At 69.6% G+C, this 24,614-nt stretch carries 26 protein-coding genes and 1 pseudogene; 12 read left to right on the top strand and 15 right to left on the bottom strand.

Annotation, left to right across the window (positions count from 1 at the left end; all coding sequences use genetic code 11):
* Window positions 1–25 precede the first annotated feature (25 nt).
* The 4 genes and pseudogenes from ABD289_RS20790 to ABD289_RS20775 form a co-directional block, all read right to left on the bottom strand.
* Window positions 26–217, bottom strand: coding sequence for a ubiquitin-like protein Pup (locus ABD289_RS20790; RefSeq protein ID WP_344135492.1), 192 nt, complete (start codon window positions 215–217; stop codon window positions 26–28).
* A 66-nt stretch (window positions 218–283) separates the two neighbouring features.
* Window positions 284–567 (bottom strand): annotated as a pseudogene (locus tag ABD289_RS20785) (WhiB family transcriptional regulator).
* A 313-nt stretch (window positions 568–880) separates the two neighbouring features.
* Window positions 881–1,369, bottom strand: coding sequence for an ATP-binding protein (locus ABD289_RS20780; RefSeq protein ID WP_344135490.1), 489 nt, complete (start codon window positions 1,367–1,369; stop codon window positions 881–883).
* A gap of 52 nt (window positions 1,370–1,421) precedes the next feature.
* Window positions 1,422–1,796: an STAS domain-containing protein gene (locus tag ABD289_RS20775; protein WP_344135486.1), complete on the bottom strand. Its 375-nt coding sequence runs from the start codon at window positions 1,794–1,796 to the stop codon at window positions 1,422–1,424.
* 105 nt (window positions 1,797–1,901) lie between these two features.
* Between ABD289_RS20775 and ABD289_RS20770 the strand changes: the two genes are divergently transcribed.
* Window positions 1,902–3,086 (top strand): PP2C family protein-serine/threonine phosphatase, encoded by a 1,185-nt coding sequence (locus ABD289_RS20770; protein ID WP_344135483.1) that lies wholly within the window; start codon window positions 1,902–1,904, stop codon window positions 3,084–3,086.
* A gap of 2 nt (window positions 3,087–3,088) precedes the next feature.
* Here the strand turns inward: ABD289_RS20770 and ABD289_RS20765 are convergent, their stop codons facing one another.
* Entirely contained in the window at window positions 3,089–3,286 is a 198-nt protein-coding gene (locus ABD289_RS20765) for a DUF2795 domain-containing protein (RefSeq protein WP_344135480.1), read from the bottom strand.
* Between the two features lie 901 nt (window positions 3,287–4,187).
* On the bottom strand, window positions 4,188–4,535 hold the full coding sequence (locus tag ABD289_RS20760; RefSeq protein WP_344135477.1) for a hypothetical protein: 348 nt from the start codon (window positions 4,533–4,535) through the stop codon (window positions 4,188–4,190).
* A 253-nt stretch (window positions 4,536–4,788) separates the two neighbouring features.
* Here ABD289_RS20760 and ABD289_RS20755 point away from each other — a divergent pair, with 253 nt between their 5' ends.
* Window positions 4,789–4,956, top strand: a complete 168-nt coding sequence (locus ABD289_RS20755) for a hypothetical protein (protein ID WP_344135564.1) — start codon at window positions 4,789–4,791, stop codon at window positions 4,954–4,956.
* Window positions 4,957–5,107: 151 nt separating this feature from the next.
* On the opposite strand, the gene ABD289_RS20750 is transcribed toward ABD289_RS20755, so the two are convergent.
* The gene (locus tag ABD289_RS20750; protein WP_344135474.1) at window positions 5,108–5,905 is read right to left on the bottom strand and encodes a thioesterase family protein; all 798 of its coding nucleotides are present in this window, start codon (window positions 5,903–5,905) and stop codon (window positions 5,108–5,110) included.
* Window positions 5,906–6,037: 132 nt separating this feature from the next.
* On the opposite strand from ABD289_RS20750, the gene ABD289_RS20745 reads away from it, so the two are divergent.
* Together ABD289_RS20745 and ABD289_RS20740 are read left to right on the top strand one after the other, a co-directional pair.
* Window positions 6,038–7,216, top strand: a complete 1,179-nt coding sequence (locus tag ABD289_RS20745) for an LLM class flavin-dependent oxidoreductase (RefSeq protein ID WP_344135471.1) — start codon at window positions 6,038–6,040, stop codon at window positions 7,214–7,216.
* A gap of 146 nt (window positions 7,217–7,362) precedes the next feature.
* Window positions 7,363–8,136 (top strand): sunset domain-containing protein, encoded by a 774-nt coding sequence (locus ABD289_RS20740; protein ID WP_344135468.1) that lies wholly within the window; start codon window positions 7,363–7,365, stop codon window positions 8,134–8,136.
* A gap of 82 nt (window positions 8,137–8,218) precedes the next feature.
* On the opposite strand, the gene ABD289_RS20735 is transcribed toward ABD289_RS20740, so the two are convergent.
* The 4 genes from ABD289_RS20735 to ABD289_RS20720 all read right to left on the bottom strand — a co-directional run bounded on the left by ABD289_RS20735 (window position 8,219) and on the right by ABD289_RS20720 (window position 12,176).
* Window positions 8,219–8,707 (bottom strand): glutathione peroxidase, encoded by a 489-nt coding sequence (locus ABD289_RS20735; protein WP_344135465.1) that lies wholly within the window; start codon window positions 8,705–8,707, stop codon window positions 8,219–8,221.
* Window positions 8,708–9,298: 591 nt separating this feature from the next.
* Window positions 9,299–10,894 (bottom strand): long-chain-fatty-acid--CoA ligase, encoded by a 1,596-nt coding sequence (locus tag ABD289_RS20730; protein ID WP_344135462.1) that lies wholly within the window; start codon window positions 10,892–10,894, stop codon window positions 9,299–9,301.
* Window positions 10,895–11,380: 486 nt separating this feature from the next.
* The gene (locus tag ABD289_RS20725) at window positions 11,381–11,665 is read right to left on the bottom strand and encodes a hypothetical protein (RefSeq protein ID WP_344135459.1); all 285 of its coding nucleotides are present in this window, start codon (window positions 11,663–11,665) and stop codon (window positions 11,381–11,383) included.
* 148 nt (window positions 11,666–11,813) lie between these two features.
* Window positions 11,814–12,176, bottom strand: coding sequence for a hypothetical protein (locus ABD289_RS20720; RefSeq protein WP_344135456.1), 363 nt, complete (start codon window positions 12,174–12,176; stop codon window positions 11,814–11,816).
* Between the two features lie 906 nt (window positions 12,177–13,082).
* Here ABD289_RS20720 and ABD289_RS25460 point away from each other — a divergent pair.
* Window positions 13,083–13,373, top strand: coding sequence for a Rieske (2Fe-2S) protein (locus tag ABD289_RS25460; protein ID WP_486374883.1), 291 nt, complete (start codon window positions 13,083–13,085; stop codon window positions 13,371–13,373).
* Between the two features lie 208 nt (window positions 13,374–13,581).
* Here ABD289_RS25460 and ABD289_RS20715 read toward each other — a convergent pair whose 3' ends face one another.
* A complete protein-coding gene (locus ABD289_RS20715; RefSeq protein ID WP_344135453.1) occupies window positions 13,582–13,956 on the bottom strand; it encodes a response regulator transcription factor in 375 nt (124 codons plus the stop codon).
* Window positions 13,957–14,216: 260 nt separating this feature from the next.
* Between ABD289_RS20715 and gad the strand changes: the two genes are divergently transcribed.
* Window positions 14,217–15,500 carry a glutamate decarboxylase gene (gad, locus tag ABD289_RS20710; protein WP_344135450.1) on the top strand — a complete coding sequence of 428 codons (1,284 nt, stop codon included), beginning with the start codon at window positions 14,217–14,219 and terminating at the stop codon, window positions 15,498–15,500.
* A gap of 19 nt (window positions 15,501–15,519) precedes the next feature.
* Complete coding sequence (locus ABD289_RS20705; RefSeq protein ID WP_344135447.1) at window positions 15,520–16,452, top strand: nitrilase-related carbon-nitrogen hydrolase; 933 nt, start codon at window positions 15,520–15,522, stop codon at window positions 16,450–16,452.
* 296 nt (window positions 16,453–16,748) lie between these two features.
* On the opposite strand, the gene ABD289_RS20700 is transcribed toward ABD289_RS20705, so the two are convergent.
* Window positions 16,749–17,519, bottom strand: a complete 771-nt coding sequence (locus tag ABD289_RS20700; protein ID WP_344135444.1) for a LamB/YcsF family protein — start codon at window positions 17,517–17,519, stop codon at window positions 16,749–16,751.
* Between the two features lie 177 nt (window positions 17,520–17,696).
* Here ABD289_RS20700 and ABD289_RS20695 point away from each other — a divergent pair, with 177 nt between their 5' ends.
* The 4 genes from ABD289_RS20695 to ABD289_RS20680 are packed head-to-tail and all read left to right on the top strand — an operon-like array spanning window position 17,697 to window position 21,167.
* Window positions 17,697–18,590 carry a 5-oxoprolinase subunit B family protein gene (locus ABD289_RS20695; protein ID WP_344135561.1) on the top strand — a complete coding sequence of 298 codons (894 nt, stop codon included), beginning with the start codon at window positions 17,697–17,699 and terminating at the stop codon, window positions 18,588–18,590.
* Window positions 18,587–19,570 (top strand): 5-oxoprolinase subunit C family protein, encoded by a 984-nt coding sequence (locus ABD289_RS20690; RefSeq protein ID WP_344135441.1) that lies wholly within the window; start codon window positions 18,587–18,589, stop codon window positions 19,568–19,570. Before ABD289_RS20695 ends, ABD289_RS20690 begins: the two co-directional genes overlap by 4 nt.
* Window positions 19,571–19,587: 17 nt before the next feature.
* Window positions 19,588–19,827, top strand: coding sequence for an acetyl-CoA carboxylase (locus tag ABD289_RS20685; RefSeq protein ID WP_344135438.1), 240 nt, complete (start codon window positions 19,588–19,590; stop codon window positions 19,825–19,827).
* A complete protein-coding gene (locus ABD289_RS20680; RefSeq protein WP_344135435.1) occupies window positions 19,824–21,167 on the top strand; it encodes an acetyl-CoA carboxylase biotin carboxylase subunit in 1,344 nt (447 codons plus the stop codon). Before ABD289_RS20685 ends, ABD289_RS20680 begins: the two co-directional genes overlap by 4 nt.
* A 38-nt stretch (window positions 21,168–21,205) precedes the next feature.
* Here the strand turns inward: ABD289_RS20680 and ABD289_RS20675 are convergent, their stop codons facing one another.
* The gene (locus tag ABD289_RS20675; RefSeq protein WP_344135432.1) at window positions 21,206–22,201 is read right to left on the bottom strand and encodes an alpha/beta fold hydrolase; all 996 of its coding nucleotides are present in this window, start codon (window positions 22,199–22,201) and stop codon (window positions 21,206–21,208) included.
* 508 nt (window positions 22,202–22,709) lie between these two features.
* On the bottom strand, window positions 22,710–23,648 hold the full coding sequence (locus ABD289_RS20670; RefSeq protein ID WP_344135429.1) for a GlxA family transcriptional regulator: 939 nt from the start codon (window positions 23,646–23,648) through the stop codon (window positions 22,710–22,712).
* Between the two features lie 193 nt (window positions 23,649–23,841).
* Here ABD289_RS20670 and ABD289_RS20665 point away from each other — a divergent pair, with 193 nt between their 5' ends.
* Entirely contained in the window at window positions 23,842–24,531 is a 690-nt protein-coding gene (locus ABD289_RS20665) for a DJ-1/PfpI family protein (RefSeq protein ID WP_344135426.1), read from the top strand.
* The last annotated feature ends 83 nt before the right edge of the window (window positions 24,532–24,614 follow it).

Below are 24,614 nucleotides of genomic sequence, written 5' to 3'. Positions count from 1 at the left end.
CCGGTGTCCACACAGGACGTCCGGGTCACTGGCCGCCCTTCTGCACGTAGGAGCGCACGAAGGTCTCCGGCTCGTCCTCCAGCACGTCGTCGATCTCGTCCAGGAGATCATCGGTCTGCTCGTCCAGTTCCTCGCGACGCTGCTGCACCGACGTGCTCGGTGCTGGTGCCGGTTCGTCATCGCCTTCCGGCGGTGTGCGCGGTCGCTCCTGGTGCATCCTCGACTCCTCTCGCGTCGTGCGCGCTTCGGGAGAGCGCGGCCGGGTGCGAACGAGCGTCGGCGGTCAGCTCGTGGCCCTGCCGCGGAGAAGTTCGCGGCGCTCCTGCTCGCCCATGCCGCCCCACACGCCGTAGGGTTCGTGCGCGTTCAACGCGTGCTCCCGGCATTGCGACATGACCGGACAGCGCCGGCACACCGCCTTGGCCCGGCGCTCCCGTTCGGCGCGCTTCTCGCCGCCTCGTTCTCCGGGTGGAAGAAGCGATTGGTCCGAAGATCCTTGCACGCCGCCTTCAGCTGCCGGCGCCAGAAGTCGCTGTCGGGCTTGGGAAGCTTGCGGGTCGCGGTCATGTTCACCTCCTGTCCGGGGCTGATCAGCGGGCTTCCCGTGTCATACCCGGGTGGATGGCGATGCACACGCGATGTGGTGAAGGCAATTCGGAGGGTTCGAAGTTCGCGTCCAGCCGTACCGCGGCGCTTCTGCGGAAAGCGCGCGTGGCGAATTCCTTTGCGAGAGCAGGGCGAATCGGGAATTCGCGGCTGCGGTGACCGTGGTTCGCGTTGCGCGCTCAGCGGCCGGAGAGGTGAGCGCGCTCGGGTTCGCGGCGCATCCGGTCGGACTCGGACGTGCGTCCGGCGGGAGCGGGTGGCGCGCCGCGTGCTGTCAGCCTGCCGTGCCGGCCCTGCCGGCCGTGGTGGCCGTGGTGGCCTCCTCGGCTTCGCCCGCCGGGTGCAGCCAGCTCATCCGCACCGTGGTGCCGGTCTGGGCGGCGGTCACCGCGGTCTCGTCGGCGAGCCTGCGGATCAGGGGAAGGCCCCGCTTGCGTTGCTGATCGCCCTGGTGCGCGGGGACCCAGTTTCCGTGATCGGTGACCGTCACCTGAACACGATCGGCCAAGTGGACGGCTTCGACGTCCAGCGGCCCGGACGAGCCCTCGTAGGCGTGTTCGACGGCGTTCGCCATCGCCTCGTAGGCGGCGAGCGCCAGCGACTCGGTGACGATAGCGCGGAGGCCGGTCGCACGAGCCCACTCGACGAGCTCGTCGCGCAGAACCGGCAAGCAGCGCGCTGAGGCGGGTGCGGCCTGGCGATGCAAGCGGTCGGTCTTCCCCGGGGGATTCGCTTCCGGCCCGCCTTGGTGAGCGGATGCCATAGAACTTCCTTACGAGTCTTGCCGCACTCCTGGTATCGGCCGGAATGTCCGATTACGACTCGACTGCACCCGTCAGGGCATTGGCGCGGTCGGAGAACACGTCGATCTCCTGGTCCAGCCCCATGAGCTGAATCGGGCGCAGCGTTGCCGCGTTGTTGGCCACCACCCGGAAGCGCATGCCCGCTCGCTCGCCGTTGCGGTGGATACGTGCCAGCGTGGCCAGTCCCGCCGAGGACAGGAACGACACGGCGGTGATGTCGAGGACGAGAACGTCGGGGCCGTCGTCGATCGCCTGGTTCAGGACCGCTTCCAGCTGAGGCGCGTTGACCAGCTCGACCTCACCGGTCGCCGTGACGAACAGCGTGCGACCGGACCACTCGCTGAGCGTGCTGAACTGCGTGTGAGGCTGGCCGATGTCCGTAGTCATGGCCCCATGATGGGCGCCTGCCGCCGTTCTGCAAAGACGGATCGCCTCCATCCCGCTATGCTTGCGAACATGCATCCTTCCGCGGACGCATCCGCAGAGGATCGTTTGCGACGCATCGAACCGGTCACGGACACCTCGCTGGCACATCTGGACATCAACCACCTCTTGCGGGAGATCCTGGCCAGGGTGCGGGACGTGCTCGAAGTGGACATCGCGACGGTGCTGCTTCTCGAGTCCGGCGGTGAGGAGCTGATCGCCACCGCTGCGGTCGGCATGGACGAGCACCTGCAACAGGGCGTTCGGATGCCGGTGGATCACGGCTTCGCGGGTACCGTGCTCGCCGGGGGGAGCGCACTCGCCTTCGACGACATCGGCGACTCCGTGTTGCTCAGCAGCGCGCTGCAGGAGCGGGGAATCCGATCGCTCGCGGGTGCTCCGATGGTGGTCGATGGCGAGACGATCGGCGTGCTCTGCGTCGGGGTCTGCGGCCCGCGCGGTTTTTCCGATCGCGATGCGCAATTGGTGCAGATCGCCGCCGATCGCGTCGCTGCGACGTACCAGGCGGGATCGTCCCGGGCCGAACGGATCGCGGCGACCGTGCTGCAGCACAGCCTCCTGCCCGGCAAGCTCCCCACGATCCCGGACGTGTCGATCGACGGGCGCTACGTCGCCGGCGCCGACCGGGGAGTCGGAGGTGACTGGTACGACGTCTTCGAGCTGCCGTCCGGCTCGATCGGGATCGTGATGGGCGATGTGGCCGGCCACGGACTGCTGGCCGCCGTGGTGATGGGACGCTTGCGCAGCGCGTTGCGCGCGTACGCGCTGGACGAGGAAGACCCGGCGCGCGTGCTGCACAAGCTCGACCGCAAGGTCACCCACTTCGAACCCGACGCGATGGCCACCGTCGCCTACAGCATCTACGACCCGCGCACCGCTCGGCTGACGACGTCCTTGGCGGGCCACGTGCCTCCCGTGCTGGCTCCGGCGGGCGGGCGGGGCAAGCTCGTCCAGGTCCCGGTCGACCCGCCGATCGGGGTCCAGGTCTCGCAGCGGCGACGCAGCACGGTCGACGTGGACCTCGCCGCGGGGTCGACGATCTGCTTCTTCACCGATGGCCTCGTCGAACGGCGTGAACAACACATCGATGCCGGGTTCGACGCGCTCTGCGAAGTGGTCGCTCCCGGCCCGGCTCACGAAGTGTGCACCGCGGTCATGGGCGAACTCGTCACCGCGACGCCCTCCACGGAGGACATCGCCTTCTTGGCCCTGAGCAGGCACGAATCGCAATGAGGTCAGCTCCCCAGCGCGACCTCGTCGCGCACTTCCTCCTGTGACTGGTAGGTCCGGTTCGGGAGGATGCGCAACGCGCGCAACGCCTCGTCGCCAAGGCCCTCCTGCTCGGCGACGTGCACGAGGTCGGCCTTGCTGATCGGGTAGTCCAGGTTCGGCAGGAAGGGCTCGACCTGCTCGGGGTCGGGAGGATTGGTCATCGCATTCGCCTCGTTCGCAGCGGTTGTCCGGTTTCCTCGTGAGGCCTTCCCGGCCCGAGCCGCGCTCAATCGCCCCTTTGGTCCTGAACCGGCGCGGATCAGTGGTCAGCAGCGAGTCGGCCAGGTCGTTCCCCGGCTGCCGAGTCGTGATGCGCAGCGCGGTGGTCCAGCACCGAGGTCCCGCCCGAGTAGTTGAGCGGGTTGGTGCCGTTCCCGCCAGGTCCCCGGCGGTCGGGGTGAAGACCGTCGTGCCGACGCTCGCGCAGTTGTCGGATCCCGGCGGCAGCCCGGCGTTGACCATGCGTCCCAGGAGTCGCTCGGCGCGGGTCAACGGGGATCGGAGGATCCGATGTGGACGGTCTGTCATCGCGAAACATTGCCGGCCGCACGCGACGTGGCGGGCATTGCCGCGCCCGCTCCGCGCGCAACGCGCCCGTCCGTCCGGATCCACCAAGAGGCCCCTCAGCCCGGTGGGCGATCTCGAAGAGTGCTGTCCCCGCCGTCCCACCGCTTCGCTTGGTAAAGCAGCTGGAGTCCTTCGCCGTCGACCCTCGGCCTGGCACGTCCGGGTTGCGGATGGCGCCGGAGCAGCTGCTGGCCGCAGTGCGTCGGCGGATGAGCGAGGCTCGGCGCCAGTTCGCGTCCACGCCCCGTCGAGGTGGCCGTCAGGGCCGCTAGCGGCGCGCCCGCGCGCCCGTTCGGGGCGTTGTTCGCGCCGGTCTCCCGGTCGTGCGGTCTCGCTCATCCGGAAACCTCCCTCGCCCGGTCGAAGCGGGGTGCTTCCGCGGCGAGCGAGGCCCCAACCGCACGGGCCGCACCACGGCGCGGTGCGCGGAGCGAGCGCGGTTCCGCCGCTCGGCGACGCGTCGCCCGGCTCCGCGCTCCGCGGGCCGTCGCACGTTCAGCTGCGGCGCACGGTCTCCGCGGTGAGCGCCTCGGACTCGTGACGTTTCCGGATGCGCCCGAAGATCAGAATGGTGACCGAATGGGCGATGGCCAGCACCAGCAGCAACACGCCCATCCTGCCCACCACCGTCTGGAGCCCACCGCCCAAGTCCATCGGCAGGATCGCGATCAGCGCGACCAGGCCGAGCGCGGCGAGGTGGAACACCACGGTGACCAGCTGGTTCAACGGCCCTGCGTTATCGCCCAGCTCGCGCAGGTAGGCGGTTCCGCTGCGCCGCAGCAGGTGGCCGTCGAGGGCGACCAGCAGAGCTCCGACGGTCAGGAACGTCAACAGCGAGGACATCGTCCGCCTCCTTTCCACGCCCGTGGCCCTACCCGGAGATCGACGATCACCAAACGCCCGTCCATCGAACGCACCAGCGCGGTGCGCTCGTGGCCCGGAGCGGAATCGGAACGCCGTCTTGTTCGGGCGCGTCCACCGGCGACGCGCCGCGCGCGGTGTCCCCGGTGGTTCTGCCGGACCGGCCGCATGCATCCTGTTGGTGCCCGAGAAGATCAGGCGCGGGAACGAGCGCCTGCCGACGCAGGAGGACAGTGTGAGCACCGAAGGCGAGCGCCCGGAGATCGACCTCTCGCGGGATCCGAACCCCGGCGTTCCCGACCACGCCGCACCCGAGGGCGCCGAGGTGGACCCCCTCATCGACCTCTCCCGCGACCCGAACCCGGGCAAAGCGGACCACGCCAAGCCCGGCGAAGAGGACTGAGGACCGCGTCGGCGTGCCGGGTTCCGGCCCGCGGCAGCGCTCGCCGGGGCGCCCGGCACGTCGAACGGGAGCCCGCAGCGAACCACCGGCAGGTCATCACGTCTCCCCGGTGATGCTCGACGTCCCCCGCCACTCCGGCCGGATCACCCGGTCAGCGCGACTCCAGTGCGTTTCCGGACAGCGCGAGTTGGCGGCTCTGCGCGACGAGACGTCCTCGCGAGTCGTAGACCGCGGCGTCCTCGTTGAACCAGCCGTCCTGGCTCACCGCGTCGCAGCTGGTGTAGCCGGCGACCGGTCCCGGTGCCGGTAGTGCGCGCAGCTGGTAGGTCAGCTCCACGGTGGGGCACCAGCCGGTGTGGCCGAGCCCGAAGACCGTCGGCGGGAGCAGGTCGACGGCCACGATCAGCGACAGCGGGTCGAAGTCGGTGCCGTCGGTGAGTTCCATCCAGCCGCGGACCCGATCCTCCGCGGAGGTCTCACCGCGCAGGAACGCGGTGGACTGCGGGTCGAGCCGGAGGTTGAGGTGGTCGAGCAGGCCGCCGTCAACGGGCGGCCGGTGGTCGTCGCACTCGTCGAGCGGCTTGATCGGCGGCTGCTGCGCCGCCTCCCACTCGTGCGCCGCGTCGCTGATCTCACCCGCGGTCACGGTGGCCTCGATGCAGGACTTGCCGCCCTGCACCAGACGGGCGTGCACGGTGGAGAACAGGCGTCCGCGCTTGACCCGTTCGGTGCGCAGTTCGACCTCGCCGATCTCCGGCGAGCGCAGGAAGTGCGCGCTGACGGCCAGCGGGTGCGTCCGGTCAGCGGTGGCCAGCGCCGCCTTGGTGAGCAGCGCCATCATGTAGCCGCCGTGCGGGTTCTTCCCGATCGACCACTCGCGGTCCAACGTGGACGAGTGCACACCGTCGCGGACGGCCGTCACGGCCGTTGCCTCGGCAAAAGAGCGCATTCCCGCACATTACCTGCTCGATCTGGTTCCGGAATACGCGTTGAACGCGTCGGGTGCGGGAGCTTGCGAAGGATCAGCCGATGCTGTGATCTGGGTTACGTTCCGGTTCGATCGCTGACGAAGGAGACTGGGATGAGCAGATTGCGGTTCGGCGTCTTCCTCGCGCCCTTCCATCCAGCGGGACAGAACCCGACGCTGGCGATGCAGCGCGACCTCCGGCTGATGGAACACCTGGACTACCTCGGGTTCGACGAGGCGTGGATCGGCGAGCACCACTCCGCGGGCAGCGAGATCATCGCCGCTCCCGAGATCTTCATAGCGGCGGCGGCCGAGCGCACCCGCAACATCAAGTTCGGCACCGGCGTGACCTCGGTCAGCTACCACAACCCGCTGTGGGTGGCCGACCGGATGGTGATGCTGGACCACCTCACCAGAGGTCGTTCGATGCTCGGGGTCGGGCCCGGCTCGCTGCCCACGGACTCCGCGATGATCGGACTCAACCCCACAGACACGCGCGAACTGCTCGACCTCAACTTCGACATCATCATGCGCTTGCTGGCGGGGGAGACGGTCACCGAGCACACGCCGACGCACAAGCTCGTGGACGCGCGGTTGCAGCTGCGGCCCTACACCGAGCCCCGCTTCGACGTCGCCGTGGCCGCCGTCGCCTCGCCGACCGGTCCGCGCCTGGCCGGGCGGCACGGCACCGGGCTGCTGTCCATCGGCGCCACGCTGACCCAGGAGGGCTTCGACGCGCTGGCCCACCACTGGAGCGTGGTCGAGGAGCGAGCCGCGCACCACGAGCAGCCCGCGCCGGATCGCTCCGGATGGCGGCTGGTCGGTCTCATGCACATCGCCGAGACCAGGGAACAGGCCTACCAGGACGTCGAGCACGGCATCGAGCAGTGGTTCTCCTACTTCCAGAAGGTGGCCGCGTTCCCGCAGATGGCGGTGGACGGGTCGAACATCCGCGAGATGATCGATTTCATCAACGAGGCCGGAATCGGTGCGATCGGCACCCCCGAGGACGCACGTGCGCAGGTGCAGCGGCTCGCCGACCAGTCCGGCGGCTTCGGCGCGATGCTGCTGCTGGCCCACGAGTGGGCCAACCCGGAAGCCACCAGGCGTTCCTACGAGCTCATCGCGCAGGACGTGATGCCGCACTTCCAGGGTTCCGGGCTGACCCACCACGAGTCGACGCTGCAGGCCAAGCAGCACGCGAGCGACACCCGCAGCGGCCACGCCGAACAACAACTGGCCGCCGTCGAGCGCATGACGGAGAAGTACGCCAAGGAAGTCGCCGACGGATGACGGCGGCGGAGCCCTGTGGCACAGCAGTGTGAATTGCGCCGGTTTCAACCTGCGAACGGGTGATCTCAGGTGGCTGGGCGTGCTGGGTGTCGTTACAACGATCGGCAGCTGATCAATTCACTCTTCAGCAGAACCAGGAGTGTTCCATGCCGAGGTCACGACACCGGGCGCCTTCCGTCCGCTTCCACCAGTGGGTCGTTTGGGCAGTGGCGGCGTTGGTGGTGGCCGCCGCGTTCGCCCTGGTCTCGTCGGTCACTGGAGGGTCCGTTCCGATCGTGTGGACCTTCCTGCTGCTCCTGCTGTGCTTCACGGCCGGTTCGCTCGCGAACTCGATGTTCCTGACGCGGTCGTCGCACGGGGGAGGGCAGATCGTCCTTCCGGCCGTGGACGAGCCCGAGGAGATCGAGCGGTTCGCGGAGTCGGAGCGGACGCGCAGGCCGCCTTGGCCCGGGCCGGGTCGTCCGCGCGGCCCGCGGACCGGAGCCGAAGTTCCGGCCTTCACATCGCCGAGCGAGATCGGCGGCAACGTCTCGGTCGCCGTGCTGATCTCGGGCAATGCCGGGGCCGATCCGACCGCCACCGACGTCGCGGGGTTCGGCCGCGCAGACCCCGACGAGGTGCGCGTCGTGGATGCCGTGCCGGTGCAGCAGACGTCCGCGGACCTGGCCGAGATCGAGACCGAAACCGTTGCGCGGATGGCGGAATCCGGCCCGTACCCGGGTTCGGTGCGGGCGAAGGCGAACGGCCAGTCGCCGGACAGCGCCTACCGGATCAAGGGCAACATCCGCTCCAAGCGGTACCACACGATGCAGTCGCCGTACTACGAGCGCACCAAGGCCGGGGTGTGGTTCCGCTCGGCCGCGGACGCCGAGCGAGCCGGTTTCTCCGCCTGGAACAGCCGCGCGAAGAACGCCTCCTGAGCAGCCCGAGCCGAGGTGCGAGCACGCGTGCCGCCGGACCGATTCGGCGGAAGCCGCGGGTCCTGCTTCCGCGTGCGGTAGGTCAGGCGGGGAGGAGCTCTTCGAGGGTTTCGACGATCTCGAAGGAGTTCGGGGTGGTCTGGGGGGAGAAGCGGGCGGCGACCGTGCCGTCGGTAGCGAGCAGGAACTTCTCGAAGTTCCAGCGGATGTCGCCGGTGTGCCCGTGCTCGTCGGTGGCCCGGGCGAGCTTCGCGTACAGCGGGTGCCGCCGTTTCCCGTTCACCTCGACCTTCTCGGTCAGCGGGAAGGTCACCCCGTACGTCGTGCTGCAGAACTCGGCGATCTGCTCGGGCGTGCCGGGTTCTTCGGCCGCGAACTGGTTGCACGGGACGCCGAGCACGGTGAACCCGCGTTCGGCGTAGGTCCGCTGGAGCTGCTCCAGTTCGCCGTACTGCTGGGTGAGACCGCACCTGGAGGCGACGTTGACGACGAGGACCACCTTGCCCCGGTGCTGGGCGAGGTTCGCGGGGCCGCCCTGGAGCGCGTCGATGGGAACGTCGAGGATGGACATGCGGGAGATCGTAGGCGTCCTCGCACCCGCTGCCCGTCGGCCGCCCCGCCCCGTCGAAATGATGCGGTTCTGGCGCAAGCCGCGACCGCGGCCGTGAGCAGCCGCTGAACCGACCGCATCGCCCCGGTGGACCGTGCTCCGAGGTCGGTGCGCTACATCCCGTGACCGCTGCGGTCGGCACGAGCGGATTCGACCCGCGTCCGCCGTCTCAGCCGGTGAACCAAGGTGACCCGCTCGGTACGGTGATATCACCGGCAGGTCAGCGAGCTCCGAGGGCTCGGCGGGAGGCTCTCTCCGGATCGTGCCCACCCCGACCTGTGGTGGCGGGGCGATCTTCCGCAGGACCCGTTCTGATCCACGATCGCCCGCACGTGCGATCCCGCGCGGGGCGGTTCGGAATTGTGCCGCTGGGGCCTACTGGCACCGCGGGCTTGCGGGGGTCTGCTCGTTGGCTCGATCTCGCACGCCGGGTCGGATGTCGCCTCGGGGCCAGGCCGTGGACACGTACCCCTGGCGGCGCGAGCCCGCCCTGCCTTCGCCCCGGGTTGTCGCGTTACCGCTCCGCAGGAAGACGCCTGCCCTGCCCGAGGTTCACCGCGCGGCCGCACTTCCGCCGGCTTCGGCCGCGAGCCGGTAGCCGCTGTCGCCTCCGGCACGCGTCCAGATGGTGTCTTCGCAGTTCAGCGCCTCGGCGGCCAGATCGCGCTTGCGGACCTTGTGCGTCGGTGTGCGGGGGAGGGAGCGGGCGATGCGGACGAACCGCGGGTACTGCTTGCGCGCGAGGTCGGGCTGGGAGTCCAGGAACTCCTCGAACGCCCGCGGGTCCGGGGCGCCGTCGCGGGGCACGATCGCGGCCATGATCTGGTCGCCGACGGCCGGATCCGGTATCGCGTACACGGCGGCCTCGACGACGTCCGGGTGCCGATTGAGCACCCGCTCGATCGGCCCGGTGCCGAGGTTCTCGCCGTCGACCCGCAGCCAATCCGACGAGCGACCGGCGAAGTAGCAGTAGCCGTTCGCGTCCCGATAGGCGAGGTCGCCGCTCCAGTACATGCCGCCGCGCATGCGCTGCTCGGTGGCTTCGGGATCGCCGTAGTAGCCCGCGAACTGCCCGGCTCCGGCGGTGTTGACCAGTTCTCCGGTGGCCTCGTCGGCGTTGACCGGGCGCCCGTCGGCGTCGAAGCGCGCTACCGGGCGCGGTTCCGCCGTTTCCGGGTCCAGAATGGACACACCGTCCGGAAGCAGGCCGAGCGATCCCGGAGGCCGATGCGGATCCGAGGAGATCGCCACGCCGCCCTCGGTGGAGCCGAACCCGTCGACGACGGTGCAGTCGAAGCGCTCGCCGAACCCGCTCACGTCTGGACCGGATCCCTCGTTCCCGTAGACGACGCGCAGCGGGTTGTCCCGGTCGTCCGCGCGTGGCGGTGTGGCCATCACGTACGACAGCGGCTTGCCGACGTAGTTGGCGTAGGTGGCGCCGAAACGCCGGATGTCGTCGATGAAAGCGGACGCGGAGAACCTGCGTCGCAGCGCTACCGCGGCGCCCGCCGCCAATCCGACCGACCAGCCGGCCATGATCGCGTTCGAGTGGAACAGCGGCATCGACAGGTAGGCCGTGTCCTCCGCGGACAGTCCGAATCGGCGAGCGAGCATGATCCCGGGTCCGGCGATCTTGGCGTGGGTGCATCGGACAGCCTTGGGTTCCCCGCTGGTCCCGGAGGTGAAGATCAGCATGAGCAGGTCATCGGGCTTGGCCGGTGCGACGTCGAGGTCGCCTCCGCGCGTGCTGAGGTCGGGCCACGACGGGTCGTCGATGCTGAGCACGCGGTCCGTGGCGATCTCGGTGTGCCGCAGGAGGTCGGCGTGCGCGCTCTCGGTGATGACCGCCTGGCAGTCCGAGAGCGCGACGTCCCGGGCCAGCCCGGCGGGGCTGCGGGAGGTGTTGAGCCCGACCACGACCGCGCCGCACAGCGAGGCCCCGCCGAGCAGGAACGCGAACTCCGGCACGTTGTCCAGCAGCAGCCCCACGTGGAAGGGCCGACCCGGCGAGCGCAGGTCGCGCAGCAGCGCGGCGTGCTCGGTGGATGCCCGCACCACCTGCGCCCAGGACCACTCGCACCCCTCGAACCGCAGTCCGGGGCGCTCGTCATCGGCCCGCGCCAGGAGGAGATCGGTAACGGTCTGCATCCACCCTCCCGTGGAACAGGTTCCTGCCTCTAGTGGGGTCCGATGCTGCGTTGAAGTGCTGTTGGTGCGGCCGAACACCGAGAAGGATGATAACAAGTTCTACTTCGGGAATCGAGGTCGCGGCGGCTCGATCACCCGAGTGCGTCCGGGACGGCGCGGAGATCATCCCGGAACTGCTCGTACGCGGCGTCGCGGTCCGATGCGCGTCGCCGGGGTGGCCGGCCAGGGCTGCGCCGAACCGCGAGCCCGGGCCTCGCCGCTGGACAGCCGGCTCGCGGGCGAGCGCGTCGTGCAAGGTCGCCGGCTCGCGCAGTTGTGCCCCGGGTGCGAACGAGCAGCTCGAGGCCGGGTCGAGCTCCGCGACGAGATCGGCCATCGTCAGAAGGGTGCGCCAGCCGGCGGCCTCGCCAGTCGCACCCAGGTGGCGGACTTCGGTCTCCAGGGGCGTGCTCAGCGGCGACCGCCGGACCGACCTGCCGCCGGTCTTCAGCGGCGCTGCCCGCTCGGATGCCCACGCGGCGAACGCCCTGTGCCGAGCGGGTCGCGTGCGTGGTGCCCTTCTGGGTTCTCCGGCGCGTCCGGAAGCTCGGGCGCCTCCGGCATCTCGGGATCCGGCGTCTCCGGTTTGTCCGGGCTCTCCGGTGCGCTCGGGACCGCGGGCTTGCTCGGCGGGGTCGGCACGTCCGGGCTGGCGGGTTCATCCGGTTTCTCCGGTTCGCCCGGGTCTCCCCGCCACCGTTCGACCGGGTCGAGTGGTCGTGTGCTCGGCATGATCCCTCCACCGCGGGTTCGTGGTGCCGATCGGCTACCCGTGCCCACCGGTTGGTCAATCGTGCTCGTTGCCGATCGCGGGACATCGGTCCTGCCCACGTCTCGCGCAGTGGGTCGCTGGTCGGCGCTCGGGGACCGTGCGCCGACATCACTCCTGTTCGCGCGAGGTGGTGTACTCGTGGATGTGCTGTGCTTCTTCCCAGTACTCGCTCGCGTGTCCCATAGCCGTGCCGAGGACCGCGGACACGCCTTCGAGGTCTCTGACCGCACGATCGAGAGCTTCGTGGGGGTGGTCGCGCAGCGCTTCCCGGTACAGGGCGTCTCGGTCCACCTCGTCGAGCTTGGTGCTCAACGCGTTCGCCAGGTCGTGCAACGAGCTCAGCACCCCGAGCAGCGCCGCGCCGAACGGAGGCCAATCGAGCTGGGCGAGGTCCGTGCTCGCGCAACTCCTGCCGGCGCGGTTGAGCGCCTCCCGGGCGGCGTACATGTCCTCGAGGGGATGTTGAGCCACGGCTCCTGCCTCTGCCAGGTCATTCGACGAAATGCGATCGTGGGCGGTTCGAACGGCATCGCCGCCGCTGCGCGTCCGGCTCACCGCCAGGTGAGTCGAACGGGCAGCGTGGTTGGTTCGCGGCTCCCGGCGTTCCTCTCTTCGTTCTACCGCACGGGGACTCATCGCGCAGCCGGTCGACCGCCGCTTTCGAACGAGGGTTCGGCAGCGGCGAGCACAGCGAAGATCCGGTTGGTGCGGGTTCGCTGGCGCGAGAGGGAGAAGGCACCGAGTCCGATGGAGGATCGTCGATCCTCTTTGAGGCGCTGGTCGTGGTGTACCCGCCGCTGGGGGCCTTGCGCCCACCGGGTCAGCTGTTCCCCGGTGCGGAGCGGACATGGGCAGCGGGCCGAGAACGGGGTCTTCGCGCTACCGGGGCCCGGGCCGGTTCACAGCTGCGGACGTTTTCCTGCGCTCCAACAGGAATGGATCTTGCCAGGTTGCTCTCGTGCCTGGCGCTCGCGTCGCAGGCGGTGTGGTCGAGTCGCAACGGCCCCCCGCGCACGAACGCGTCGGGAGCGAGGTGGCGACGGCACCGATCATGGAGACGCGGATGCCGCAGGAGATGCTCGGCCGGCGGTTGGCCCGACGACTGACGTGACTGGATCCGATCGAGGACAGGTCCCAACCCGTCCTGCGGAGCGTCCTTCGGAGCGCCATGCCGCTGCGGAGCTCGCTCGACGGAACGCGGCTCGGCGCCCGCGCGCCGGGGGTCGTCGAGGGCTGGCCAGGGTGAGCCACCGCGGCAGCGCTCGCGTCCTCCGGCGTGGCGGCTCACATCGGCGGTGAACTCAGCTGCGGGGCGGGCGCCCGGGTCAACCAGAGCGCTGCGCCTCGGGGCGCTGATGATTTCACGCCGACGAGGACCTGGCATCCGACGAGCTGAAGCGCGGGGAAGTGGGCGGCGAGCCCGTGCTGCTGCCCCGAAAGCGCTCCGGGCGCCCGGCGGCGAGCGGTGCGGTCCGCAGCCACGCCCGGGGGAGCGCTGGAGAAGGGCGGGCGATCAGGTGGGGGTGTGCCCGCTGCACGGGTTCGTGCTTCGAGATGGCCGGCGGCGACGTCGATGACGGTCCGGCGGTCTTCGGGCGGCCCAGCCACGAGGCTCGCGCGCACAACGGCCGAATCGTGCTGCGATGGTCGGGCGGTGAACAGCAGTGACGTGCGCGTGCGAGTCGGATTCGTCGCCCTCGGGTTCCGCTGCCTCCACACCCCTGTCCGCCGTGCTCGCGGGGCGCCGCTGGAGGCCCGGTAGGACGGCCACCGCTCGTCGCGTCTAGGTTCGCGATGCGGGCGAATTGCCGCGGGCTTCGGTCGCAGCAGCGACCTGGGCTGCTCCTGCACGTGCGGTGACATTTTCCGGCCAGCGTCAATCGTTGCGACCCAGAGCCTTCACGACGGCCGAAGTGCGGTCTCCGACGCCGAGTTTGGTGAAGATGTTGCTCAGGTGGTTCTTCACCGTGCGCTCCGAGATCCCCAATGAGCGCGCGATCTGCCGATTCGAGCAGCCGCGCGCCAAGTGATCGAGCACCTCCTTCTCCCGCTTCGTCAGCGGTGACAGCAACTCGGTCAACGCCGTCTCGGCGGGATCAGCAGGCCCATCGCCCTGCAGCATGTTGATCCGCAGCGAAACCAGCTGACCGATCTGGCTCATGACCTGGCGCATCGCGCGCGAGTGCTGGACGGCCTCGTGCAGCAGCGCGGTGATAGCCCGGTCCAGAGCTCGGTCAGGGGAACGGGCCATGAAAGCGCCTCCACTCGGCGGTTCGTCCGGGGCACCCTGCACCCGTCCATTCCTACATCTCATGTCGGCACAGGGTTCCGCGCGAACTACGGCCCGAATCTCGAATCCCTCGGAAGAGTAGGGAAATGCCCCCGCGTGGACCAGTGTCCAACTGCGGGACTAGTCCGGAAGTTGTGGGGCGAAATGTTCATGGCAACCGGTACTCGACTCGCCATAGCGTGGAAATCGTTCCGCACACCGACAGAACGGAGTTCTCGACGATGTCTGCTTTACCGAAGTCGTGCGAGGAATCATCGGAATTCCCGACGCAACTTCGGGGCGGGTTACCACTTTTCGGAACGGACGCGGAAACGGCGCTCGACGCGGTCCAGGGGAGGCTGCACACCGGGTGCCCGCCGGAGCGCAACCTCGCGACGTTCCTGACCACTACGATCGAACCGGAGGCCCAGCGGCTCTACAGCGCGTACCTGAACCACAACCTCGTCGACCGCGAGCAGTACCCGGAGGTCGACGCGTTGCTGCGCGAATGCGTTCGCATCATCGGCGAGATGTGGCATGCCGACACGAGCCGGGTCGTGGGCAGCGCGACCACCGGGTCGAGCGAGTCGGCGCTGCTGGCAGGCGCGTCGTTGCTGCGCGGCTGGCAAGAACGCACCGGGGATGCGCTGTCCAGCCCGAACCTCGTGATGGGCGCTGGCGCGCACGCCTGCTGGAAGAGGTTCTGCAAGCACTGGGGTGTTGAACCGCGCGTCGCTCCGGCCAGCACCGAGGGAACGACGCTCGGTCCCGAATCAGTCGAAAAACTCTGCGACGAAAGGACCATCGGTGTAGTTGGCATTCTGGGGTCCACTCTCGACGGACGCTATGAGCCGATCGCGGAGATCGCGGAGGAGTTGGACAGGATCGAGCAGCGGTCCGGGATCGACGTGCCCCTGCACGTCGACGCGGCCTCCGGCGGGTTCATCGCACCGTTCCTGGATCCCGAGCGTCTCTGGGACTTCAGCGTTCCGCGGGTGGTGTCGATCAACGCCTCGGGGCACAAGTCGGGAATGGTGCCGCCGGGCCTGGGGTGGCTGCTGTGGCGCGATCGGAGCAGGCGTCGTCCCGAACTGGGGATCCGGGTCAACTACCTGGGTGGCGACGACGCCCACTACGAGCTGACGTTCTCCAGGTCGGCGGCGCCCGTGGTGCTCCAGTACTACAACTTCGTGCGCTTCGGGTTCACCGGTTTCCGCGCTGTGCACGCGCGCTGCCGATCGCTGGCCCGCGAGCTGGCCAGCCGGCTTCGGGCCACGGGGCGGCTGCGGTTGCTCGGAGACGGTAGCGACCTACCGGTCGTCGCGGTTACCGCACAACCGCCGATCGGTCTGCGGGACCTGGCCAAGCACCTGGCCGAGCGCGGCTGGTCCGCGCCGGTCTACGCGCTGCCTCCGCACCTCGAGGACGTCGAGGTGATGCGAATCGTCGTACGCAACGACCTCACGTCCGTCGACGTGGACGACATCGCGACCGCTGTCGAGGAATTCATCGCCAGTGCGAACTGATCGGAAGAAGGAGATATTCATGCGTCCAGTCCGAATCGTCAGCAGGTTGACCGACCGCGAACCACCGCGCGATGGAACCGGCGTGCGCATCGCGCTGTTCCAGGGCGAGAACCCGTCCGGCACGACGGACGCGGTGACCGACAACTTGGCCAGGCTGGAGGAGGTGATCGCGCTGGCCGCCAGCTACGGCTGTCAGCTGTGCGCGTTCCCGGAATGCTTCAACACCGGCTACGCGCTCGACCGCGAGCAGTGCGAACAGCTCGCCGAACCGTGCGATGGACCGACCGTGCAGCTGGCGCGGAAGTTGTCCACCCGGTACGAGCTCGCGATCGTGCTGCCCTACGTCGAGCGGGCCGCCGACGGCGCGCTGCACGACTCGGTCGCGCTGGCCGTCGAAGGCGAGTTGCTGGCCAACTACCGCAAGACGCACCTCTACGGCGAGGCCGAGCGGGAGAACTTCACTCCGGGGCACGAATTCCCGCCGGTGGTCGAGGTGAACGGTCTCCCGGTCGGGCTGCTCAACTGCTACGAGTGCGAGTTCCCGCCCCTCTACCAGAGCCTGGTGGAGCGCGGAGCGCGGCTCATCGTCGGGCCGACCGCCGCCGACCGGCACTTCACGCTGCGCACCGGCGCTCCGACGCTGGTGGCCTACCCCGATGCCACCGAGCACATCATTCCCGCGATGGCAGCGGTGTGGCGGGTCTTCGTCGCCTACGTCAACCGGCGCGGCTGGGAGGTCTCGGATCGCGGGCAGTGGGAATACCGGGGGAACTCGGGAATCTGGGCCCCGGACGGCACGTCGGTGGTCAGCGCCGGACCGGAGGAGCGAGCCGTGGACTCGCTGCTGCTGGGTGACTGCCTGCCGAGCGCGGTGCCGCCGTTCAGCCCGGAAGGCGACCACTTGAGCGATTCCCGCATCCCCGTTTCCGAGGTGCTGCTACCGGCGGGCTGATTCAGGGGAGGTCTCAGTTCGGGATTGGTGTGGCGGAGCCGCACGGGGTGCTACCCGCACCGCACGCGGCTCCGCCACATCGCTGCAAGGCCCTTAGGGGTCCTTTCAGGATGCGGCGGAGCCGCTGTTTCAGGTGCGGGGCTCAGCTTGCGCCGCCGCGGGTTCTGACGCGTGGTGTGGCGAGGACAGCCGCGACGCCGCGTAGGCCGCTGCTCAAGGAGCGGATCCCGCAGCCACACGGCGCGTCAGGTTCCGCCACCCGCACCGCCACGCACACGGCAAACTGAAATGTCTCCTTAACCCCGAGCGTCGGCGGCCTCGGCCATCGGAACGAGGCGGACACCCGCGGAGGCGAACCGCTCGCGGATCGCCTCCGCGATCTCCACCGCGTTCGGCCGGTCGCCGTGCAGGCAGATCGTATCGGCGTCGACCTGCACGGGATTGCCGTCCGCGGAGCGCACCTCGCCGCGCAACACCGCCTCGGCCTGGTCCGCGCAGACTTGCGGCGACTTGGCCGCGGGGTCGGGCTCGATGATGATGTGGCCTTCATCGTTGTAGTCGAGATCGGCGAAGGCCTCGCGCACCACGGGAAAGCCGCGTTGGGCCAGGCGTTCGGACACCGGCCCGGCCAGCAGCACCACCCGCACGCCCGGAACCGCTGTCGCGAACGCTTCCACGACGGCCTCCGCGACCGCTTCGTCCTTGAACGTCAGGCCGTACAGCGCGCCGTGCGGCTTGACGTGGGCGAGCTGCTGGCCGCCGTGGGCGGCGATGGTCTGCAGGGCGCCGAACTGGTAGAGGCATGCCTGGGCGGCTTCGGACGGGCTCAGCGCCATGGCGCGCCTGCCGAAACCGGCGAGGTCGGGCAATCCCGGGTGCGCACCGATGGAGGTCTGCCCCTCGCGAGCCAGTTCAACCGACCGGGCCATCGTCGCCGGGTCGCCGGCGTGCCAGCCGCAGGCGATGTTCGCCGAGGTAACGAGGGGCAGCAGGCGGGCGTCATCACCGAGCCGCCAGCGCCCGAAGCTCTCCCCGGCATCAGCGTTGAGATCGACGAGAGTGCGCACGGATCACCTCCAGGTCGGGCGTCCACCGTAATTTTCGGTGTTGCCGTCCGCAGATCACTGAGCCTGCCTTCTCACCCAAAGGTGGTCGATTGGTGACCGACGCGCTGCGTCGAGCCGTCCAGCGGCGCATTCTCAACGGGCACTCGTCGGGGTATGCGGAGGTGCGCCGTGACCGCAATGGAGCTTCAGCTACCGCCCGCGCGGTATGAGTTCGGTGGTGACGAGTTCGTCTTCGTCGAGATCGACCGGGAGATGAGCCTGCAGGCCAATCTCAAGGCGATGGCGATCACCGGTGCGCTTCGCCGCGAGAACATCGATGGCGTCATCGACATCTGCCCCTCGAACGCCTCCTACCTGGTGCGGCTCGACCCGGACCGCTTGCACCCGGCCGATCTGGTCGAGGAGCTGCGCAGGCTGGAGCGCACGGCAGGCGTACTCGACAACGACGACGCCGTGCAGACGCGCATCGTCGACGTGCCGGTGCTCTTCGACGACCCGTGGACCCGCGAAACGCTCATGCGCTTCCGCGACCGGCACCAGGACCCCGAGGTCACCGACCTCGAATACGGCGCTCGCATCAACGGTTTCCCCGATGTGGGATCGATGATCGAGTCGATCACGGCGGCCCCGTTCCTCGTCACCATGCTCGGATTCGTACCGGGACTGCCGTTCTGCTACCAGATGGTCCCGCGCGAGAGGCAGATCGAAGTCCCCAAGTACGTGCGGCCGCGCACCGATACCCCGGAGCGCGCCTTCGGCTACGGGGGCGCCTTCGCCGTGGTCTACCCGGTGCGCGGTGCGGGCGGTTACCAGCTGTTCGGCATCGCCCCCGCGCCCGTGTTCGATCTCGCGCAGCGGTTGCCCGACTTCGCCGATGACATCGCGTTCCCGCGCCCGAGCGACATCCTGCGGTACCGGGCCATCGACCGCGATGAGTACGAGCGCACCCGCGAGGAGGTCGAGGCCGGTCGGTTCCGCTACCGCATCCGCGAGGCGGAACTGGTGCCCGGTGAGCTGCTGGCCGATCCGGATGCGGTCAACGCCCGGCTGTTGGAGGTGCTGTACCGGTGAACACGCTGAACGTGCGCAAGAGCGGGCTGTCCACGACCGTTCAGGACTCCGGGCGGGATGGCCAGTACGCCATCGGGATGCCGCCCTCCGGCGCCATGGACCAGTACTCGTTGGCCGTCGGGAACATGCTGGTGGGCAACCCGGACGGCGCCGCGGCGCTGGAAGCCACCTACATCGGGCCGGAACTGGAGTTCACCGACTCGCGCAGCGTGGCGGTGACCGGTGCCGACGTCGGCGTGACCGTCAACGACGAACCTGCGCAGACCTGGCAGACGCTGCGCCTGTCGGCCGGTGACGTGCTGGCCGTGCAGCAGGTGCGGGCTGGAGCCCGGCCCTACATCGCCATCAGCGGTGGGGTGGACGTGCCGCTGTACCTCGGATCGCGTTCGACCTACATGCTCACTGGTATCGGCGGTTTCGAGGGGCGCGCCCTGGCCGACGGCGATCGCGTCCCGCTCGGCGCACCGGAGTCCGCGGTTCCGCCCGCGGGAACCGAGGTCCCGGCGGAGCTGCGTCCGGAACTGCCGGATTCGACCGTGCTGCGCCTGGTCGTCGGGCTGTGCGCCTACCGGCTGACCGAGCGCGCGTTGGAATCGTTCCTGGACACCGAGTGGAAGGTGACCAAGGACGCCGACCGGGTCGGTTACCGGTTGCGCGGCGGGTCGCTGGAGTTCGTCGAACGCGAGCAGCCCTTCGGCGCGGGAAGCGATCAGGCCAACGTCGTCGACCTCGGGTATCCCGTCGGTTCCGTGCAGGTCCCGGGTGGTGACGAGCCGATCGTGCTGCTCAACGACGCGGTCACCGGCGGCGGTTACGCGACGATCGGCACGGTGATCTCGGTGGACCGGGACCGGATGGCGCAGGCCAGGACCGGCGGCAGCGTGCACTTCGAGCAGGTGGAGATCAACGCCGCGGTGGTGGCCCGGCAGGAACGGCGTGCACGTCTGGAGAAGGCGCGGGCGGCGGTCGCGACCGCCTGAGAACAGGGGGAGAGCACATGTCCACAGTGGATGCGCAGATGCCCGGTGTGTTCTACCGGCGCCCATCGCCCGACGCGGACCCCTTCATCGAACCGGGCAGTGTCGTGCAGGCCGGGCAGACCATCGGTCTCATCGAGGTGATGAAGACCTTCAACGAGGTCAAGGCCGAGAGGGACTGCCGCGTCGGCAGGATCCTGCTCGACGACGGCGACGAGGTCGACGTCGGCCAGACGATGTTCGAGGTCGATGAGGCATGACCGGACTGCAGCGGGTGCTCGTGGCCAACCGCGGCGAGATCGCCGTCCGGGTCATCCGAGCCTGTCACGTCGCCGGTCTCGAAGCCGTCGCGGTCTATTCCGACGCCGATGAGCACGCGCGCTGGGTGCGGATGGCCGACGACGCCGTGCACATCGGCCGCTCCGCCGCGCAGAAGTCCTATTTGGATTCGGACGCGCTGCTCAAAGCCGCGCGCACCGCCGAGGCCGACGCGGTGCACCCGGGCTACGGCTTCCTGTCCGAGAACGGTGCGTTCGCCAGGGCCATCGACGAGGCGGGCCTGGTCTTCATCGGGCCGCGCCCGTCGGTCTTGGAGCAGATGGGCGACAAGGCGGCCGCGCGCAGTGCCGCGACCGCGGCCGGCGTGCCGGTCGTCCCCGGTACGGACCCGATCGACAATCCCGAGGACGTGGCCCGACTGGCTCCGGAGATCGGGTTCCCGCTGCTGCTCAAGGCCTCCGCGGGCGGTGGCGGGCGCGGTATCCGGCCGGTTCGGGACGTCGACGAGCTGCTCGAGGTGCTGCCGACCGCGCAGGCGGAGGCGCGCTCGGCGTTCGGGGACCCGGCGATCTACCTCGAACGGGCGGTACCGCAGGCCCGCCACGTCGAGGTGCAAGTCCTCGCCGACGACCACGGCCACGCAGTGCACCTCTTCGAGCGGGACTGCTCCGTGCAGCGGCGCAGGCAGAAGCTCATCGAGGAGGCGCCCGCACCGGGTCTGCGCGAGGAGACCCGGAAGGCGCTCGCATCGGCGGCGGTGCGGCTGGCCGAGCACGTCGGCTACCGCGGCGCGGGAACCGTCGAGTTCCTCGTCGACGCTGAGGGCAACTTCTACTTCATCGAGATGAACGCGCGGATCCAGGTGGAGCACCCGATCACCGAGATGATCACCGGTGTCGATCTCGTCGCCGAGCAGCTGAGCATCGCCGCGGGGCGGCCGTTGAGCCTGGCGCAGGAGTCGATCGAGCGCCGGGGCGTCGCCGTGGAGCTGCGGATCAACGCCGAAGACCCGGAACGCGATTTTGCCCCGACACCCGGCGAGATCAGCGAGCTGCGACTGCCCGGCGGGCCGGGCGTGCGGGTGGACACCGGCATCACGCAGGGAGATCGGATCAGCCCGTTCTACGACTCGCTGATCACCAAGCTGATCTGCTGGGGAGACGACCGCGACCAGGCCTACGCCCGGGCTCGCCAGGCCCTCGCGGAGTTCCACGTCGAAGGCGTGGCCAGCACGACGGGACTGCACCGCCGCCTCGTCACCGACCCGGAGCTCACCGCGGGCCCGGTCCACAGCACGTGGCTGGAGCAACGCCTCGGCTGAGGGAGGTTCGACGGAAGCTACGTCGATGGCCGAGCGCGTCAGCTGGAGCGAACGGCGCGCCCGCTCACCTGGGCGATGAGGTGCTGGAGGAGTTCATCGACGGCCGCGGGGTGTTCGAGCGGCACCATGTGGCCGGCGTCGGGGATCATCTCCAGCCGGGCGCCCGGGATCGCTCGGGCGATCGATGCGCTGTGCTCCGGTGCGATGGTCAGGTCGTGCGCGGCTCCGACCACGAGCGTGGCCACCTTGCCCAGCACGGGCAGGGCCGCGCGCTTGTCGAGCGTCAGGAACTGGGGGACGAGCGCGACCAACGCGTGGACGGGATTCGACCGCGTCAGCTGCAGGACGAAGTCGACCAGCGACGGCGGCACGCGGGAGGCGAACGCGAAGCCCCGGGCCACGACGAGGGCGGCGCTGCGAAGCACCCGGCAGGAGACCCGGGTCAGCCGCAGCCGGTCGATGGCCGCCAGCACCAGGTTGGCCACCTCGGGCGGTAGCACCGCCCGCCCGTTGACCGGCGCGGCCGCGGTCGTCACCAGCCCGACGCCGACGACCCGGTCGCCGAAGAGCTCGGGGTGCTGCTCCGCGAGCGCCATGATCGTCATACCGCCCATCGAGTGGCCCACCAGCACTACCGGCCCCTCCGGGACGGCCTGGTCGAGAACTGCGGCCAGGTCGTCGGCCAGCTGATCCAGGTCGAGCCCGTGGGTGCCGCTCAGCGCGGACCGGCCGTGCCCCCGGTGGTCGTAGGCGACCACCCGGGCGTGACGGGCGAGCGAAGAGCGCTGGAAGTGCCAGACGTTGTGGTCCGCGAGATACCCGTGGCACAGCACGGCGGTCACCGGCGCTACCGGATCGCCGTCGACCTCGACGTGCAGCGGCACTCCGTCGGAAGCGGTCACGGGCACGGCACCGGGGGAGGTCGCCGCAGCGCTGTCCGGGGTGGCCGCTCGCGCTGCTGCCGGCGTGGTCAACGTGAGCGCGGAAGCTCCGGCGGCGGCCTTCAGGACGAGTCCGGCAACCGAACGGCGCACGCGCCGAGCCGTCGTCCGGATTCGCGTGCCAGCGGCCACCTGGGGAGCTCGCAGCGAAGTGGTCACCATCGGCGCAGGCCCTTCGGCCCGGTTCCGCTGGCGCGAATCGCAGGCCGCCTGACCGGCGGTGCCGACATGGCAGGTCGGCTGCGCGTCGGATACCGGCCTCGGGGGCGGCGGCCTGCGCTGGGGGAATCGGCCACGTGCGCCTTTCGTGTCGGGGAATCTCCGGCCACGCCCCGGGGCGGGCGGCTGCCTGGAGGGTGCACCGTGATCAAATCGTGATGCACCTCCACGAAACTAACCGGCAGTCACGAATCCTTCAAGGCGAGATCCGCCGAACGGATGAATTCCCTTCAGGTTGAGTGGGGAGCAACTCCGATATGTGACATTCCGGCCGTATGTTGATTTACACGGTGGCATCAGTGATGAGTGAAATAAAACGTCTGTCGGCTCGCGTAGCGATCGCACGTCGAGGAGCGCTCTGATGCCGATCGGGCTGCCGAGCTCAGCTGAAGGTGCGGCGGTAGGTCTGCGGGCTGACGCCGGTGGTGCGCTTGAATCGGTCTCGGAAGGTGGTGGGCGAGCCGAACCCGACCTGGCTGCCGATGCGTTCGACCGAGTGATCGGTGGTTTCCAGCAGGTGCTGCGCCTGGCGGATGCGCGCGCGGTGCAGCCACTGCAGCGGGGTGGTGCCGGTCTGATCGCGGAACCGCCTGATGAGGGTCCGGGTGCTGGTCCCGGACTGGGCCGAGATGTCGGCGAGCGCGAGGTCGCGGCTCAGGTTGTCGCGGAGCCAGGTGAGCAGCTGCTCCAGGTCGGATCCCCGCGGCGCGGGGGCGTGGTCGGCGACGATGAACTGCGCCTGTCCGCCCTCCCTCTCCAGCGGCATCACCGAGAGGCGGGCGGCATCGGCGGCCACGGCTGAACCGTAATCGCGGCGGATCATGTGCAGGCACAGGTCCAGGCCTGCGGCGGCGCCGGCCGAGGTGAGGAACTGGCCGTTGTCGACGTAGAGGACGTCCGGGTCGACGTCGAGGCTCGGATGGTGTGCGGCCAGCAGCTCGGCCGCGCGCCAGTGGGTCGTGACGCGGAGCCCGTCGAGGAGTCCGGTGGCGGCCAGCGGGAAGGTGCCCACGCAGAGCGAAGCGATCCGCGTTCCCCCGGTGGCGGCCGCCCGCAACGCGTCCCGCGCGGCGGGCGGGAGCGGGGCGGTGAGGTCGTTGACGCCCGGCACGACGATCGTGTCCGCGTGTTCGAGCGCTTTCAAGCCCCAGGGAGCGCGCAAGGTGAAGGTACCCGCGTCGATCTCGTCGCGTTCGGCGCAGATTCGGACCTGGTAGCCGGGCCGCCCGTCGGGCAGGCGGGTCCGGTTGAAGACCTCGATCGGGGTGGACAGGTCGAACGGGATCACCTGGTCCAACGCGAGAACGGCGACGGTGTGCATGGCCAGAACGTACCTCCTCGCCGCGCGGCGGATCCGCGCGGATTTCCGGATAAGCCCATGTCACAGCCTTTCAGCGGCGGTGGGAAGCGGTTGGCAATTTCTCGTTGGAAACTGTCGCTCGTGCCACTGGGCGATCGGAGCGACGGCCGGTTGACTACTTGGTGCCGACGAGGAACCGACCCCGAGGAGCCGCATGAACGTCCAGATCGTCCTGTTCGACGGCTTCGATCCGCTCGACGCCATAGCTCCCTACGAGGTGCTCCACGCCGGCGGCATGGCATCGGACGGCGCGGTGACCGCGGAGCTGGTCTCCGCCGAGGGCTCGCGCAGCGTGGTGAGCGGAACCGGTGGTCTGGAGCTGCGCGCCACCGCCGCCCTCGATCCGGAACGGACGGACATGATCCTGATTCCCGGCGCCTCCGGCCGCGTCGGCGAACCCGGCGAGGTCCCGGAGGAGGAAGCGGGCGCGAGCGAGTGGAAGCAGGACGAGCTCATCCCGGTTCTGCTGGGGCGCACGCTGACCACCGAGCTGCCCGCCCTCCTGAAGCAGGCGATGAACGACCCGGGCGTGACAGTCGCCGCCGTCTGCGGTGGCTCGCTCGTCCTGGCCATGGCCGGTCTGCTCGAGGAGCGCAACGCCACCACCCACCACATGGGTCTTGACCTGCTGGACGCCACGGGCGCCCGCGCGGTCCCGGCCCGTCTGGTCGACGACGGCGACCTGATCACCGGCGCCGGTGTCACCTCCGGGATCGATCTGGGGCTCTACTTGCTGGAGCGCGAGGTGGGGCCGCGCATCGCCCACGCGGTCGAGGAGCTGTTCGCCCACGAGCGGCGCGGCACGGTCTGGCGCGCCCGCGGACCGGTTCCCACCGTCCTCTGAAAGCCCGGCCCCTGCTCGCGGGCCGTACCGCACGCACAGTCAGGAACAACCAGCATGACCGTTGAAGGCACCTGGGATCTGTC

The sequence above is a fragment of the Saccharopolyspora halophila genome, from assembly GCF_039531955.1.
GTDB lineage: Bacteria > Actinomycetota > Actinomycetes > Mycobacteriales > Pseudonocardiaceae > Saccharopolyspora > Saccharopolyspora halophila.
The sequence above is the reverse complement of the archived record's forward strand: the minus strand, read 5'-3'. Positions and strand labels throughout refer to the sequence as shown.